The sequence below is a fragment of the Pseudoalteromonas sp. QJM3NY_22 genome, from assembly GCF_056173065.1.
In genome coordinates, this window is the sequence record NZ_CM149655.1 from 3,799,907 (window position 1) to 3,813,285 (window position 13,379).

Here is a 13,379-nt window from a genome sequence, read left to right on the forward strand (position 1 = left end):
CTTATGCGTACAGTGGGTTAAGTTTGTTAGTGTCGATGTTGAACTTTTTAAGTGCTTCAACAACTACTGACTTCTCAACTTCACCGCGTTTAGCAAGTTCAGATAACGTAGCAACAACAACGTAGCCCGCGTTAACCTCAAAGTGACGACGTAGGTTTTCACGGCTATCAGAACGACCGTAACCATCTGTACCTAACACTTTGTAGTTGCTGCTTGGAATGAATGAACGCGCTTGTTCTGCGTAGTTTTTCATGTAATCCGTTGCTGCAACAGTCACAGAGTCGTTTAATACGCTTGTGATAAATGCTGTTTTTTGCTCGCTTTCAGGGTTAAGCATGTTAAAACGTTCAACATCTTGACCTTCACGCGTTAATTCGTTGAAAGACGTTACAGAGAACACGTCAGACGCAATACCATACTCTTCGCTTAGAATCGTAGCGGCTTTACGTACTTCAGTCATAATAGTACCTGAGCTTAATAGCTGTACGTTGGCTTTTTTACCTTCGTAACTTTCAAGCTTATAAATACCTTTACGAATACCTTCTTCAGCGCCTTCTGGCATAGCTGGCTGATGGTAGTTTTCGTTCATAAGCGTTAGGTAGTAGTAAATATTTTCTTGGTCATCACCGTACATACGACGAATACCGTCTTGTACAATAACAGCGACTTCAAACGCGTAAGTTGGGTCATAAGAAATACAGTTAGGAACCGTATTGGCAAGAATATGACTGTGACCATCTTCGTGCTGTAAGCCTTCGCCATTTAGCGTGGTACGACCCGCAGTAGCACCTAATAAGAAACCACGTGCTTGTTGATCGCCCGCCATCCATGCCATGTCACCAACGCGTTGGAAACCAAACATAGAGTAGTAAATGTAGAATGGGATCATTGGCAAATCGTTAGTGCTGTATGAAGTTGCAGCAGCAACCCATGACGACATAGCACCTAACTCATTGATACCTTCTTGCAGTACTTGACCAGAAGTCGCTTCTTTATAGTAAGAAACAATATCGCGATCCTGCGGCGTATAGTTTTGGCCATGCGGATTGTAAATACCGATTTGACGGAATAAACCTTCCATACCAAATGTACGCGCTTCATCGGCAATAATTGGTACGATGTTTTTACCAATGCCCTTATCTTTTAATAAGATATTAAGTGCACGAACAAAGCCCATAGTGGTAGAGATATCACGTTTTTGCTCTTCAAGTAGCGGCTTGAATGCGTCTACTTCTGGCAATGCTAGTTTTTCACTAAAACGTGGAATACGTTTAGGTGTATAACCTTTAAGTGCATCACGACGAGCATGTAGGTACTTGTACTCAGGTGAACCTTCTTCAAGCTCTAGGTATGGTAATTCTTTTAATTGATCTTCAGATACTAAGTCATCAAGGCCAAGGCGTGAACGTAAATGTGCAACATGCGACATGTCCATTTTTTTCACTTGGTGCGCAATGTTTTTACCTTCAGCGGCTTCACCCATACCGTAACCTTTTACAGTTTTAGCAAGAATTACAGTTGGACGACCTTTTGTTTCTTCTGCTTTTTTAAATGCAGCAAATAGTTTTGACGATTCATGACCACCACGCTTAAGCGCGAAAATTTCGTCATCTGTCATGTCCGCAACAAGAGCAGCTGTTTCTGGGTAGCGACCAAAGAAGTTCTCACGTACGTACGCGCCATCTTTCGCTTTATATGTTTGGTAATCACCATCCACAGTTTCGTTCATTAACTGTAGTAATTTACCCGTTGTGTCTTTAGCTAGAAGAATATCCCAACCGCTGCCCCACACTAGTTTAATTACGTTCCAGCCAGCGCCTTTAAACAAGCCTTCTAACTCTTGAATAATTTTACCGTTACCCATAACCGGGCCGTCTAAACGCTGTAAGTTACAGTTAACTAAATAACAAAGATTATCTAGCTTTTCACGTGCAGCAAAAGAAATAGCACCGCGTGATTCTGGCTCATCCATTTCACCGTCACCTAAAAACGCATATACACGTTGGTTTTTAGTGTCTTTTAAGCTACGACCATCTAAGTATTTTAAGAATCGTGCTTGATAAATTGATGAAATAGGACCTAAGCCCATTGATACCGTAGGGAACTGCCAAAACTCAGGCATTAACTTAGGGTGTGGGTACGATGGTAAGCCTTCGCCATCAACTTCTTGACGGAAGTTATCTAGTTGCGCAGCAGATAAACGCCCTTCAACAAATGCACGTGCGTAAATACCTGGAGAAATATGACCTTGGTAATAAACTAAGTCACCACCGTCTACATCATTTGGTGCTTTAAAGAAGTGGTTAAAACACACTTCATAAAATGCAGCAGATGATTGGTAAGACGCCATATGGCCGCCTAAGTCGAGATCTTTTTTAGATGCACGTAGAACGATCATAATCGCGTTCCAACGGATAATTGAACGAATACGACGCTCAAGATTTACATCACCCGGGTAAGCAGGTTCTTGATCTACAGGAATAGTATTAACGTAGTTCGTGGTAATACCCGTTGGCATATCAACGCCGTCTAAACGGGCTTGCTCTAATACTTGCTCAAGTAAAAACTGAGCTCGTTCAACACCTTCTTCGCGCACAACTGATTCAAGAGCTTGTAACCACTCTTGTGTTTCTAGCGCGTCTACGTCAATTTTATTGACTTCAGACATATGGAGGTTTCCTTATGTTTAAAATACGAATATTGTTAATTTAATATCACAGCTACTTAATGTGTGTTCAAAGTAATTATGTACTAACTTAATTTTGTTTAGTGCGTCTTAAACTACGTTCAATTCGCGAATGTTCTTTGCCTGCTTCAAGCAATGCTTCTTCTATAAATGCTAAGTGCGCATTACTTGCTAAACGGGCTTGTTCTGGATTACCGTCAATAACGGCATCCATTAATAAACGCCTGTGTTGGGCTAATTGACTGCTAATATCTGACTTTTTTAATAGAACAGTTAAATTTTGCAATACATTTTGCTCAAGCAGCGCTTTCATACCTCTAACTAAATGCAATAACACGACATTATGCGAAGCTTCAGCCACACTAAAGTGAAATGCATTAATTGCTTTTGCTTTTTGCTGTAAATCATCATTAACTAAGGCAATTTCATCAAAGCTTTGCTTTACTTTGCTAAAATCGTTGCTGGTCCCGCGCAGTGCTGCGTAGTAAGCAGCAATCCCTTCTAATGCATGACGAAATTCAAGTAAATCAAACTGCGACTCAGGGTGTTTACTAATCAAATCAAAAAGTGGATCAGTAAGCCCTTCTTCGAGCTGATTTTTTACAAACGTGCCGCCACCTTGGCGACGCGTAACTAAACCTTTCGCTTCTAACTTTTGAATTGCCTCTCGTAGTGACGGGCGAGACACTTCAAATTGCTTTGCTAGTTCACGCTCTGGTGGCAACTTTTCACCTGGTGCTAACGAGCCTTCAAGAATCATGTTCTCAAGTTGCTGTAAAATAACATCAGATAATTTTGCTGCTTTAATCTTTAAAGACATGAATCAACGTCCGCGTTGTATAAATACCAAGAGCCCACAAAACGGGGCTTTAAGTCGTATGATTTACCCAAAAGGTAAATTGGTCATACCAAAAATTTTCAATACGGTATCAAAAAGCCTAATAGCTGTCAATTTACAGTGTATTTATACCTTGGCAGTAGCGTAACGCATTTTGAACGAAGATTAAACAATGCGCAATTTACAAAAATTGTTATAACGTTAATAGGATGAAAACAACTGGTCTGACCAGATGGATTTAGAGTTTTAACTCTACTTTAATTGAGGGTTCGCTAACGAAAAAGCGATATCAAAAAATAAGTACGGAGGGTGGGGTGCTGCACTTTATATAAATGTCCCACCACTCATTTTATTAAACGATTTTATAGAAGAGAACTCAGCGTTACTAAGACAGTCCGCCAAACAAGGTTAATAGCGCGATTAACACTAAATAAAATAATACATTACGTTTTACTAGTTTAATCATGCAGGTGGCTTCGTAAGTGCAACCATAATAACGTTTTTCTACTTGTTCAGCAGCTAATGCGGTATACGTTACAACTTTACGGTTAGGACTTGAAAAATCAAGCGCATAACGTAACCAGCAACTTGTGCCTTTATTAAAGTTACCTATTACTAAATAACCAAAGCTAGTAATACGCGCAGGTAACCAATCAAGCCAAAATAGTAGTTTATGTATAAGTTTAAAGCGCTTAGCAAAGATTACTTTATGATCCTCTCGTACTAAATCAGCTAAGGTACGCACTAATGCATATAAAACAGCGCCTGGCGCGCCTAAAACAACAAACCAAAAAATAACAGCGCAGTAAAATCTAAAATTTACCCACGCCAAAGTTTGCCCAAAAGTTTCACCGTTTTCTTGCGCTTCAGTACGTTTTTGCCCTATTTGTAGTGCATATAAAGATGCTGCAGTACCATCGTCGCGCGTTAACGCATTTAAATACGATTTATATAAAGCACGCTGCTTAGCACAACCAAAGCACACTAAAAGTACCGCGATATTAATACCCAACTGCCACAATACAAAATCTGACAAACAATAAACTAGCGCTATAGCTATAACAGGGAGTGCAAGCCAAACTAAAAATCCCAGTGTTGAGCTAAATAAGCCCTTATCACCAAGTAATTTATTAGAGCGATTTAAATAACCATTTGCGTAATAACTTATTTGCCAATAATTAGACCGAGCACCTAGACGCTCAAGTATTAGTGCAATTATTATAGAAACCAAAATCATTGTAGTTACTCTCTTAGCTTGATTGCTCAAGCATATTTAAAAACAATTGCCAATTAAAGCTACTACCTGGGTCGGTTTTTCGCCCTGGAGCAATATCGCAGTGCCCCACAATACGTGAAGGCGTTATTTTTGGATAGCGTTGCATTATTGATTTGCTCAAAACAGCTAACGCATTATATTGCATTAAAGTATAAGGAGTGGTGTCAGTTCCTTCAAGCTCAATACCAATGCTAAAATTGTTACACGCCGCCTGCCCTTCAAATTCAGATAAGCCGGCGTGCCATGCGCGCTTATTAAATGGCACGTATTGTAAAACATTCCCGGTGCGCTTAATAAAGCAATGGGCAGATACACGTAAATTCTTTAAGTCACTAAAACTCGGATGAGCATTACAGTTAATGCTACCCATAAATAACTCATCAACGAAAGGTGTACCAAACTGCCCTGCTGGCAATGATATATTGTGAATCACCAATAAAGAAATATCAGCCTCATCAGGGCGCTCATCAAAATGCGAACAAGGCCGCTGCACTACCGTACTTAAAACACCACTTAAATCTATTTTCATGATACGTTTATTATATAAATATCAAGATATACATATCGCTGATGCTAAAGGATTTATTAAAACAATGATAGTAACAAGCGAGGTGTAAAACCTCACCTACAACATACACCAAACCGTAGGTGCGAATTTACGTCTGCTCATGTAACGTAGCTTGGGTGTTTAAAAAGCGAGGTATAAAACCTCACCTACGACATACATCAAACCGTAGGTGCAAATTTATTTCGCGCGCTTATCTTTATATCGGAACAAAGCCAATCGCTTCTCTTTCATCTACAAACATAGTAAAATTTTCTTAATTTATTAACGCTTATGAGCTTTGCTATGTCTATTTCGCACACCTTAATTAGTCAACTTGTTACTCTTGCACTCGACGAAGATTTAAATTATCAAACTGCGCAAGAGGGTGATATTACCGCGCAACTGATCCCACAAAACGAGCAAGCAAGCGCTAAAGTAATAACACGTGAAGACTGCATATTTTGCGGTAAAGACATCATCCTTGAAGTATTTAAACAAGTAGATCCAACAGTTAACGTAACTGTGCTTATAAATGATGGTGATGCCGTTAAAGCTAACAGCACTTTATTTACGGCCTCCGGTTCAGCCCGCTCAATATTAACGGCAGAGCGTACCGCGCTTAACTTTGTACAAACATTATCTGGCACAGCCACAACAACGGCCCATTACGTAAAAGAGTTAAGTGGCACCACAACACAATTACTCGATACCCGTAAAACCATACCAGGGCTTCGCGCATTACAAAAATACGCAGTAAAATGTGGCGGCGGAGCAAATCATCGCATTGGCTTATTTGATGCATTCTTAATTAAAGAAAACCACATCGCAGCCTGTGGCACAATTGACAAAGCCGTTACTCAAGCAAAATTAAATCACCCAAATAAACCAATTGAAGTAGAAGTTGAATCACTTAATGAGCTAGATCAAGCCATTAATGCTGGCGCTGATATTATAATGCTGGATAACTTTAGTGTTGAACAAATTAAGCAAGCCGTTGTTTTAACTAATAAACGCGCAAAGCTTGAAGTTTCAGGCAATATGACTCTACAAACGCTTAAAACCTACTCACAAGCGGGTGTTGATTTTATATCAAGCGGAGCACTAACAAAAAATTTACAATCAATCGATTTGTCTATGCGTTTCGACTGAAAATAATACAAAAATAAAACTTAAACCTCGCTAATTCATTGACAGAATATGAAAAAAAGCATTTAATAACCCAAAAGGATTACCTTGTAACAATTTGTTAAATAAAGTATCCTTTTTTAGCTTTACAACGATGCTAAATAGTAAAAAACAGTGATAGAATTTCACCGGTGTATACTTGCACTTTAAAAGCAATACTAATGTAACAGAGGTACAACAAGTAAAAAGCAGATTGTTATTAACGTTGTAAAAACGAAAATCACTAAACTGTTTATTTTATGTCTATACTCTGAGTTGTTAGTTGTTATACCAATCTGCTTATATATGGGGTCTATTTAACGTTAAGAAAATTACGCTAGAACTAGGCAAAAATTTTTGTATCTAGTTGTTCTAAATAAAAAATTTTTAACGACGTTATAGTGCAATTTAATTCGTTAAATTGTTCAAAGATTTATGCAGTTTGGTATTACTAGCATATAAAGGAATGAGTGTTTAGTTAATCGTTTAATAGCTTATATAATGAATTCGTGTTTAGCTTTTGTGTTTTAAACCTAAGCTAAAAATGCAGTAAAATTTACTTTAAATAAAACAGTAAATAAATCAATTAAGTTAGGCAATTTTGCCGCTTATATGATTTAACCTACAAAAATCTATCCTTTAGGAGAGGAAACATGAAAACAATGACTCAAAAACAACAGGGTTTCACCCTAATTGAATTAATGATTGTAGTAGCAATCATCGGTATTCTTGCTGCAATTGCATTGCCTGCCTACTCTGATTATCAAGCAACATCAAAGTTAACGGCTGGTTTAGCTGAAATCACAGGCGCTAAAACAGAATTTGAAATAAAGAGAAATAATGGTGAAACAATCACAGGAATTAGTGATCTTAAAAGTATTAAAGAGACATCGACTCAAAATTGTAATATCACAGCAACTGGAACAACCATCGTCTGTACTATTGTTAAAGCACCTACACAAGTTCTTGGAGCAACTATAACCTGGACTCGAACTGATTCTACAGGTCTCTGGGAATGTGCGACTGCAGGTATAACTGGTGATGCATCTCTTGCACCAAAAAGCTGCCCTCAAGCTGCTGCAACAACAACAACAACACCATAATTTATAGTTTAGCCAAGCAAAAATTAAACGCTCATTTTTGAGCGTTTTTTATTGACCTGTCAATATAATTACTTTTTCCTCAATTCTAAATTGTTATTTGGAAGTCTAATTTATGGCAAAAAAACAAGAAGACAAGGGACTCGACATATTTCAGTGGGTCGGTGTTAGTGCTCGAGGAAAACGCCTTGAAGGTGAACTCGCCGGAAATAGTATCGCGCTAGTAAAAGCACAGCTTCGTAAGCAGGGTATTACCCCCTCAAAAGTTAAACGTAAGCCGAAACCTTTATTTGGTATTCAGAGTGTTCAAAAAATAACACCTAAAGATATCGCCTTGGTTACTCGCCAAATTGCCACTATGTTAATGGCTGGTGTACCCTTAATTCAATCTATTGAAATGATAGCTTCTGGCTCAACAAATAAAAGCGTTACCAAGCTTATCTCAGCTGTAGGCGATGATGTAAAAGCTGGTCAACCTTTGTCCTTATCACTTAGAAAATATCCACGTTATTTTGATGACTTATATTGTGATTTAGTTGAATCTGGCGAGCAGTCAGGAGCACTTGATAAAATATTTGATCGCATAGCTATTTATAAAGAAAAATCAGAAGCGCTTAAATCAAAAATTAAAAAAGCAATGTTTTACCCCATTTCGGTATTAGTTATTGCCGGCATTGTAACCTCGATATTATTAATATTTGTAGTACCACAGTTTCAGGATATTTTTGCAGGGTTTGGGGCTGAACTTCCTCCATTTACATTATTCGTAATTGGTATTTCTGACTTTATGCAGGCTTATTGGTGGATGATTCTGATTGCGATAGTGGCTTTTGGCTGGGCCTTTAAAGAGGCTAAATTAAGAAGCCTAAAGCTCAGGGATACAACCGACAGAGCCATACTTAAGCTCCCTGTTATTGGCATGATTTTAAACAAAGCGGCTGTGGCACGTTATGCGCGAACACTTTCGACCACATTTGCTGCCGGTGTTCCATTAGTTGATGCACTTGATTCAGCAGCTGGTGCTTCGGGCAATGCAGTGTACCGTTATGCTATTTTAGATATTAAAGCAGAGGTTAGCTCAGGTAACCAGATGAACTGGGCAATGAGAAACTCAAAAATCTTCCCTGACATGGTAATCCAAATGGTTGCTATCGGTGAAGAATCTGGCTCGCTCGATGGTATGTTAGCTAAGGTCGCGACTATTTATGAGCAAGAAGTAGACGATGCTGTAGATGGCTTATCGAGCTTACTAGAGCCATTAATTATGGCTGTACTCGGTGTGCTGGTTGGTGGTTTAATTGTTGCTATGTACCTTCCTATTTTCCAACTTGGTTCTGTTATTTAATTATTTGGTTTTTATATGCAAAGTATTGTAGAAGTAATGCAAAATGAGCTGTGGTTTTATCTAACCACCGTTGGCTTGGTTAGTTTATGTGTGGGCAGCTTTTTAAATGTAGTGATTTATCGCCTACCACTTATGATGCAAAAAGAATGGCAAAGTGAGTGCAGAATACTGTTAGAAGACGAGCTTAAAAATAGTAAAGCAATAAATAACGAGCAATTTAATTTAGTAAAGCCAAACTCAACCTGCCCAAAGTGCAAAACGGCTATTAAACCTTGGCAAAATATTCCTGTTATTAGCTGGTTATTTTTAAAAGGAAAATGTGCAAGTTGTAATAACCCTATATCAATACGCTATCCTGCAGTCGAAGCCATTACAGCAATATTAAGCTTATTTATTGCTTTTACTACGGGCGCAAATGAACAAGCTTTAATGTATATATTGATTACTTGGGCATTAGTTGCACTAACCTTTATTGATATAGACCATATGCTATTACCCGATCAACTTACATTACCACTAGTATGGCTTGCTTTAATAGCGTCAATAATGGGCTATACCGTAGCGCCGAGCGATGCAATTATGGGAGCGGTTTTTGGTTATTTGAGCCTATGGAGTGTATTTTGGCTATTTAAGTTACTAACGGGTAAAGAAGGTATGGGCTATGGCGACTTTAAATTACTCGCTGTATTTGGTGCATTACTTGGTTGGCAATCACTACTTAGCATTATATTACTTTCAAGCATTGTTGGCGCTGTTATTGGCATTGTATTACTCAGTATTCAAGGAAAAGACAAAGCAACCCCGATTCCATTTGGTCCTTACCTTGCCATTGCAGGCTGGATCACTATGCTATGGGGCACTGAATTACAAAACATTTATTTTAATTTAATTGGTTATTAAAATGAGTGAGCAAACAATTAAACTCTCTAGCAATAAAAAAAACAATTGGGTTTTGGGTTTAACAGGTGGTATTGGCTGCGGAAAAACAGTAGTTAGTGACATGTTTGAGGAACTTGATATAACCATTGTTGATGCGGATATTATTGCTCGCCAAGTAGTTGAGCCCAAGAGCTGTGGTTTAAATGCAATAATAACGCACTTTGGCAATACGTTATTACTTAGCGATGGCACGCTAAACAGAAGTGCCTTACGAGAGCGCATTTTTACTAACGATGCTGATAAACAGTGGCTAAATAACTTGCTGCATCCTCTTATTCGCAAAAAAATAGTCGCTGATTTAAATGCCGCTAATAGTGCTTACGTGGTTTTAGTTGCCCCGTTATTATTTGAAAATGGTCTCGATAAGTACTGTAACCGAACCCTACTCATTGACGTACCTAAAAATGTCCAAGTCGAGCGCACACTTAAGCGTGATAATGTGAGCCTTGAACAAGTAAATAGTATTATTGCAACACAAATGTCTCGCGAAAATAAACGTAAAAAAGCAGATGATATTTTAAATAATGATAGGGATTTAGTGTTAGTCAAATTATCACTTCGGTCTCTACATACTCGTTATATGCAATTAGCATTAAAAAATGCGAGTTAGATAACCCGAACTCTGGATAATAAATCTATCTTAAGCTGTTACTTTCAGCGCTAACTGCGTTGAAATATCTAGGGGCTGTTGATCTTTGTAGTATATATATTAATCAGCCCATATTGGTAGCCACATCATAGTGAATGCTAAAGCGAGCATGGAATGATAATTCCGCTCAAGCTTTTCATACCGTGTGGCTATCCCTCTATATTGTTTGATCCGACCAAAGGCATTCTCAACTAAGTGCCTATATTTGTACATGCACCAGTCAATATCTTCATTACCCACTAAACTGTTATCCTTGCGTGGAATAACGGGTGTAGCGCTATTGTCACGAATAAACTCTCTTAGTTTTTCACTATCGTAGCCTTTATCTGCGACAACAACATTACTCGTTGGGCAATTGGCTACAAGTGACTCTGCATGGACGATATCATGCGTATTTCCACAGGATAATTCATAATAAACAGGCAATCCTCCGCTATCTACTGCAAGATGAATTTTAGTCGAATTACCACCTCGACTCTTACCGATTGATTCATTGTCAGCGGTTCTTGCACCGCAACTATGCTGGTGAGCCCTGACAATACTGCCATCAATAAAGATCCAATCCATATCAGCATAGTGGGATAACACTCGAAATAATTCATTCAAAATATCTTTTTTGGACCATAAATTAAATCGTCTATAAATAGCACTCCACGAGCCGAAATAAGACGGTAAATCTCGCCAAGGAATACCGGCACGCATCCTATAGAGTATGCCTTCGAGCGTTTTTCTATGCTCAGGCTTATTATAAATTCGACCACTTAAGTGCATTACTTTTGATAAGACATTCCATGTCGCGTCTGTTAACATTAATCTTGGCATGAGGGTTCGTGTAATGTTTTTTAGCGAATTCAATTATACCTTATCCTTATGCTGTTTGTTTTTTATACCGCAAAGATCAACACGCCCTAGCTAAAGAAAACTAAATTTAAATATTATTATGGTTCAATATGTTAGTAAATCCCTTAATCAGAGTTCAGGTTAAGTAATGTAAAACAATAAGATAATTTATAAAACAATATTTAGTTAGCAAAACTAGTCCATCTGATGAAGAGTAATATAATCTCCTTGTTTTTTCTGATAAATTGCTAATCATTAACGAATTAAGCAGGTGCGCAATGAATATTAACTCACCGTTACTAAGAAAATTTATTACCCTTGGCCGTATTGATGCAGATACCGTTAAAGTAAAACAACGAGATTTTGCCTCAACCGCCGAGCTTATTGCCAAATGTGGAAACATCGATAGCAAAGATTTAGCTGAGCAATGTATTGATTTATTTCGCGTACCTTATTTCGATTTAAAAGACTTTGAACCTGCAAGGATCCCAGCCGAACTTGTAAAAGAAAAGTTGATCCGTAAACACCATATTTTACCCATGGTGCAAAAAGGTAGAAAAGTATACATAGCCGCGTCTGATCCGACCGATTATGGTGCGTTTGAAAACTATGAATTTAGTACCGGCTTATCCTGTGAAATAGTAGTAGTTGACTACATTGAACTTGATAAAAAAGTTGACCAATTGCTTGATGCAACTGGCAACTTAAATTTAAGTGATGACGAATTTAAAGAATTTGCTGACTTAGATAGTGAAAACACTAAAGAAGCCACCCCAAAAGATGATGAAAAAGATGATGCACCTATCATTGTTTACATCAATAAAATCCTAATGGATGCCATTAAAAAAGGCGCCTCTGATTTACACTTTGAACCTTATGAGCATAAGTATCGCATCCGTTTTCGTATTGATGGTATTTTGCATGAGGTAGCCAGCCCGCCTAATACTTTAGCGACAAAACTTTCTGCACGAATAAAAGTAATGTCACGCCTAGATATTGCCGAAAAACGTAAACCACAAGATGGTCGTATAAAGCTAAAAATTTCTGAACGTAAAAGTATCGATTTTCGTGTAAGTACAATGCCGACCCTGTGGGGGGAAAAAATAGTAATGCGTATTCTTGATTCATCAAGCGCAATGCTAGGTATTGATGTATTAGGCTACGAGCCGGAGCAGAAAAAACTCTATATGGATGCGCTTGCCCAGCCTCAAGGGATGATTTTAGTTACAGGACCAACGGGCTCGGGTAAAACAGTATCACTTTACACTGGTTTAAATATACTTAATCAACCAGAGCGTAATATTAGTACCGCAGAAGATCCTGTCGAAATTAATCTCGAAGGTATAAACCAAGTACAAATTAATATTAAAGCCGATATGACCTTTGCAAATGCATTACGTGCATTTTTACGCCAAGATCCTGATGTCGTCATGGTAGGTGAAATACGTGACCTCGAAACAGCTGAAATATCAATAAAAGCGGCGCAAACAGGTCACTTAGTACTATCAACGCTGCATACTAATTCAGCACCTGAAACGATAACTCGGTTATTAAATATGGGCGTACCAGCGTATAACGTAGCAAGTTCAATTAGTTTGATTATAGCCCAGCGCTTGGCTCGACGTTTATGCCCTAAATGTAAAACACCGGAAATATTACCAAACGAAGAACTTACCCGCCAAGGTTTTAGCGAGCAACAAATTAGTGAAATGACCCTCTATGCACCAAAAGGATGTGATAGTTGTACCGATGGTTATAAAGGTCGTGTCGGTATTTATGAAGTAATGCAAATAACACCAGAGATAGCACAAATTATAATGCGTGGCGGTAATTCATTAGAAATAGCAGAAGTATCACTTAAAGCAGGATTTAATAACTTGCGATTATCAGGTATTCGTAAAGCGGCTGATGGAATGACCTCTCTTGCTGAAATTAATCGAGTAACAAGTTTTTAAAGATCCATAGTTAAAAGCGACAAGGTTCTGAACACTAAAT

The 13,379-nt window shown here is 38.2% G+C and carries 11 protein-coding genes; 6 read left to right on the forward strand and 5 right to left on the reverse strand.

Going from position 1 to position 13,379, the window contains the following annotated elements:
- Position 1 precedes the first annotated feature (1 nt).
- The 4 genes from aceE to ampD form a co-directional block, all read right to left on the reverse strand.
- Positions 2 to 2,668: a pyruvate dehydrogenase (acetyl-transferring), homodimeric type gene (gene aceE, locus AC0VZ4_RS17580; protein WP_475440293.1), complete on the reverse strand. Its 2,667-nt coding sequence runs from the start codon at positions 2,666 to 2,668 to the stop codon at positions 2 to 4.
- 88 nt (positions 2,669 to 2,756) lie between these two features.
- Positions 2,757 to 3,506 carry a pyruvate dehydrogenase complex transcriptional repressor PdhR gene (gene pdhR, locus AC0VZ4_RS17585; protein WP_002957764.1) on the reverse strand — a complete coding sequence of 250 codons (750 nt, stop codon included), beginning with the start codon at positions 3,504 to 3,506 and terminating at the stop codon, positions 2,757 to 2,759.
- Positions 3,507 to 3,909: 403 nt separating this feature from the next.
- A complete protein-coding gene (ampE, locus tag AC0VZ4_RS17590; RefSeq protein ID WP_337119487.1) occupies positions 3,910 to 4,761 on the reverse strand; it encodes a beta-lactamase regulator AmpE in 852 nt (283 codons plus the stop codon).
- A 13-nt stretch (positions 4,762 to 4,774) separates the two neighbouring features.
- Positions 4,775 to 5,329: a 1,6-anhydro-N-acetylmuramyl-L-alanine amidase AmpD gene (gene ampD / locus AC0VZ4_RS17595; RefSeq protein WP_475440294.1), complete on the reverse strand. Its 555-nt coding sequence runs from the start codon at positions 5,327 to 5,329 to the stop codon at positions 4,775 to 4,777.
- A gap of 321 nt (positions 5,330 to 5,650) precedes the next feature.
- On the opposite strand from ampD, the gene nadC reads away from it, so the two are divergent.
- The 5 genes from nadC to coaE all read left to right on the forward strand — a co-directional run bounded on the left by nadC (position 5,651) and on the right by coaE (position 10,505).
- Positions 5,651 to 6,496 (forward strand): carboxylating nicotinate-nucleotide diphosphorylase, encoded by an 846-nt coding sequence (gene nadC / locus AC0VZ4_RS17600; RefSeq protein ID WP_475440295.1) that lies wholly within the window; start codon positions 5,651 to 5,653, stop codon positions 6,494 to 6,496.
- A gap of 668 nt (positions 6,497 to 7,164) precedes the next feature.
- Positions 7,165 to 7,614 (forward strand): pilin, encoded by a 450-nt coding sequence (locus AC0VZ4_RS17605; RefSeq protein ID WP_475440296.1) that lies wholly within the window; start codon positions 7,165 to 7,167, stop codon positions 7,612 to 7,614.
- 112 nt (positions 7,615 to 7,726) lie between these two features.
- Entirely contained in the window at positions 7,727 to 8,956 is a 1,230-nt protein-coding gene (locus AC0VZ4_RS17610) for a type II secretion system F family protein (RefSeq protein WP_475440297.1), read from the forward strand.
- A gap of 15 nt (positions 8,957 to 8,971) precedes the next feature.
- Entirely contained in the window at positions 8,972 to 9,856 is an 885-nt protein-coding gene (locus tag AC0VZ4_RS17615) for a prepilin peptidase (protein ID WP_475440298.1), read from the forward strand.
- 1 nt (position 9,857) lies between these two features.
- Positions 9,858 to 10,505, forward strand: a complete 648-nt coding sequence (gene coaE / locus AC0VZ4_RS17620) for a dephospho-CoA kinase (RefSeq protein WP_475440299.1) — start codon at positions 9,858 to 9,860, stop codon at positions 10,503 to 10,505.
- A gap of 99 nt (positions 10,506 to 10,604) precedes the next feature.
- On the opposite strand, the gene AC0VZ4_RS17625 is transcribed toward coaE, so the two are convergent.
- A complete protein-coding gene (locus AC0VZ4_RS17625) occupies positions 10,605 to 11,366 on the reverse strand; it encodes an IS5 family transposase (RefSeq protein ID WP_475440300.1) in 762 nt (253 codons plus the stop codon).
- A 296-nt stretch (positions 11,367 to 11,662) separates the two neighbouring features.
- Here AC0VZ4_RS17625 and pilB point away from each other — a divergent pair, with 296 nt between their 5' ends.
- Entirely contained in the window at positions 11,663 to 13,339 is a 1,677-nt protein-coding gene (pilB, locus tag AC0VZ4_RS17630; protein ID WP_475440301.1) for a type IV-A pilus assembly ATPase PilB, read from the forward strand.
- The last annotated feature ends 40 nt before the right edge of the window (positions 13,340 to 13,379 follow it).

Excerpts from the sequence above, each read along its gene's own strand:
- AC0VZ4_RS17610 (WP_475440297.1), top strand. The coding sequence starts at position 7,727 with ATGGCAAAAAAACAAGAAGACAAGGGACTCGACATATTTCAGTGGGTC.
- AC0VZ4_RS17615 (WP_475440298.1), top strand. The coding sequence starts at position 8,972 with ATGCAAAGTATTGTAGAAGTAATGCAAAATGAGCTGTGGTTTTATCTA.
- AC0VZ4_RS17605 (WP_475440296.1), top strand. The coding sequence starts at position 7,165 with ATGAAAACAATGACTCAAAAACAACAGGGTTTCACCCTAATTGAATTA.
- AC0VZ4_RS17625 (WP_475440300.1), bottom strand. The coding sequence starts at position 11,366 with ATGCCAAGATTAATGTTAACAGACGCGACATGGAATGTCTTATCAAAA.
- ampD (WP_475440294.1), bottom strand. The coding sequence starts at position 5,329 with ATGAAAATAGATTTAAGTGGTGTTTTAAGTACGGTAGTGCAGCGGCCT.
- ampE (WP_337119487.1), bottom strand. The coding sequence starts at position 4,761 with ATGATTTTGGTTTCTATAATAATTGCACTAATACTTGAGCGTCTAGGT.
- aceE (WP_475440293.1), bottom strand. The coding sequence starts at position 2,668 with ATGTCTGAAGTCAATAAAATTGACGTAGACGCGCTAGAAACACAAGAG.
- pdhR (WP_002957764.1), bottom strand. The coding sequence starts at position 3,506 with ATGTCTTTAAAGATTAAAGCAGCAAAATTATCTGATGTTATTTTACAG.
- nadC (WP_475440295.1), top strand. The coding sequence starts at position 5,651 with ATGTCTATTTCGCACACCTTAATTAGTCAACTTGTTACTCTTGCACTC.
- coaE (WP_475440299.1), top strand. The coding sequence starts at position 9,858 with ATGAGTGAGCAAACAATTAAACTCTCTAGCAATAAAAAAAACAATTGG.
- pilB (WP_475440301.1), top strand. The coding sequence starts at position 11,663 with ATGAATATTAACTCACCGTTACTAAGAAAATTTATTACCCTTGGCCGT.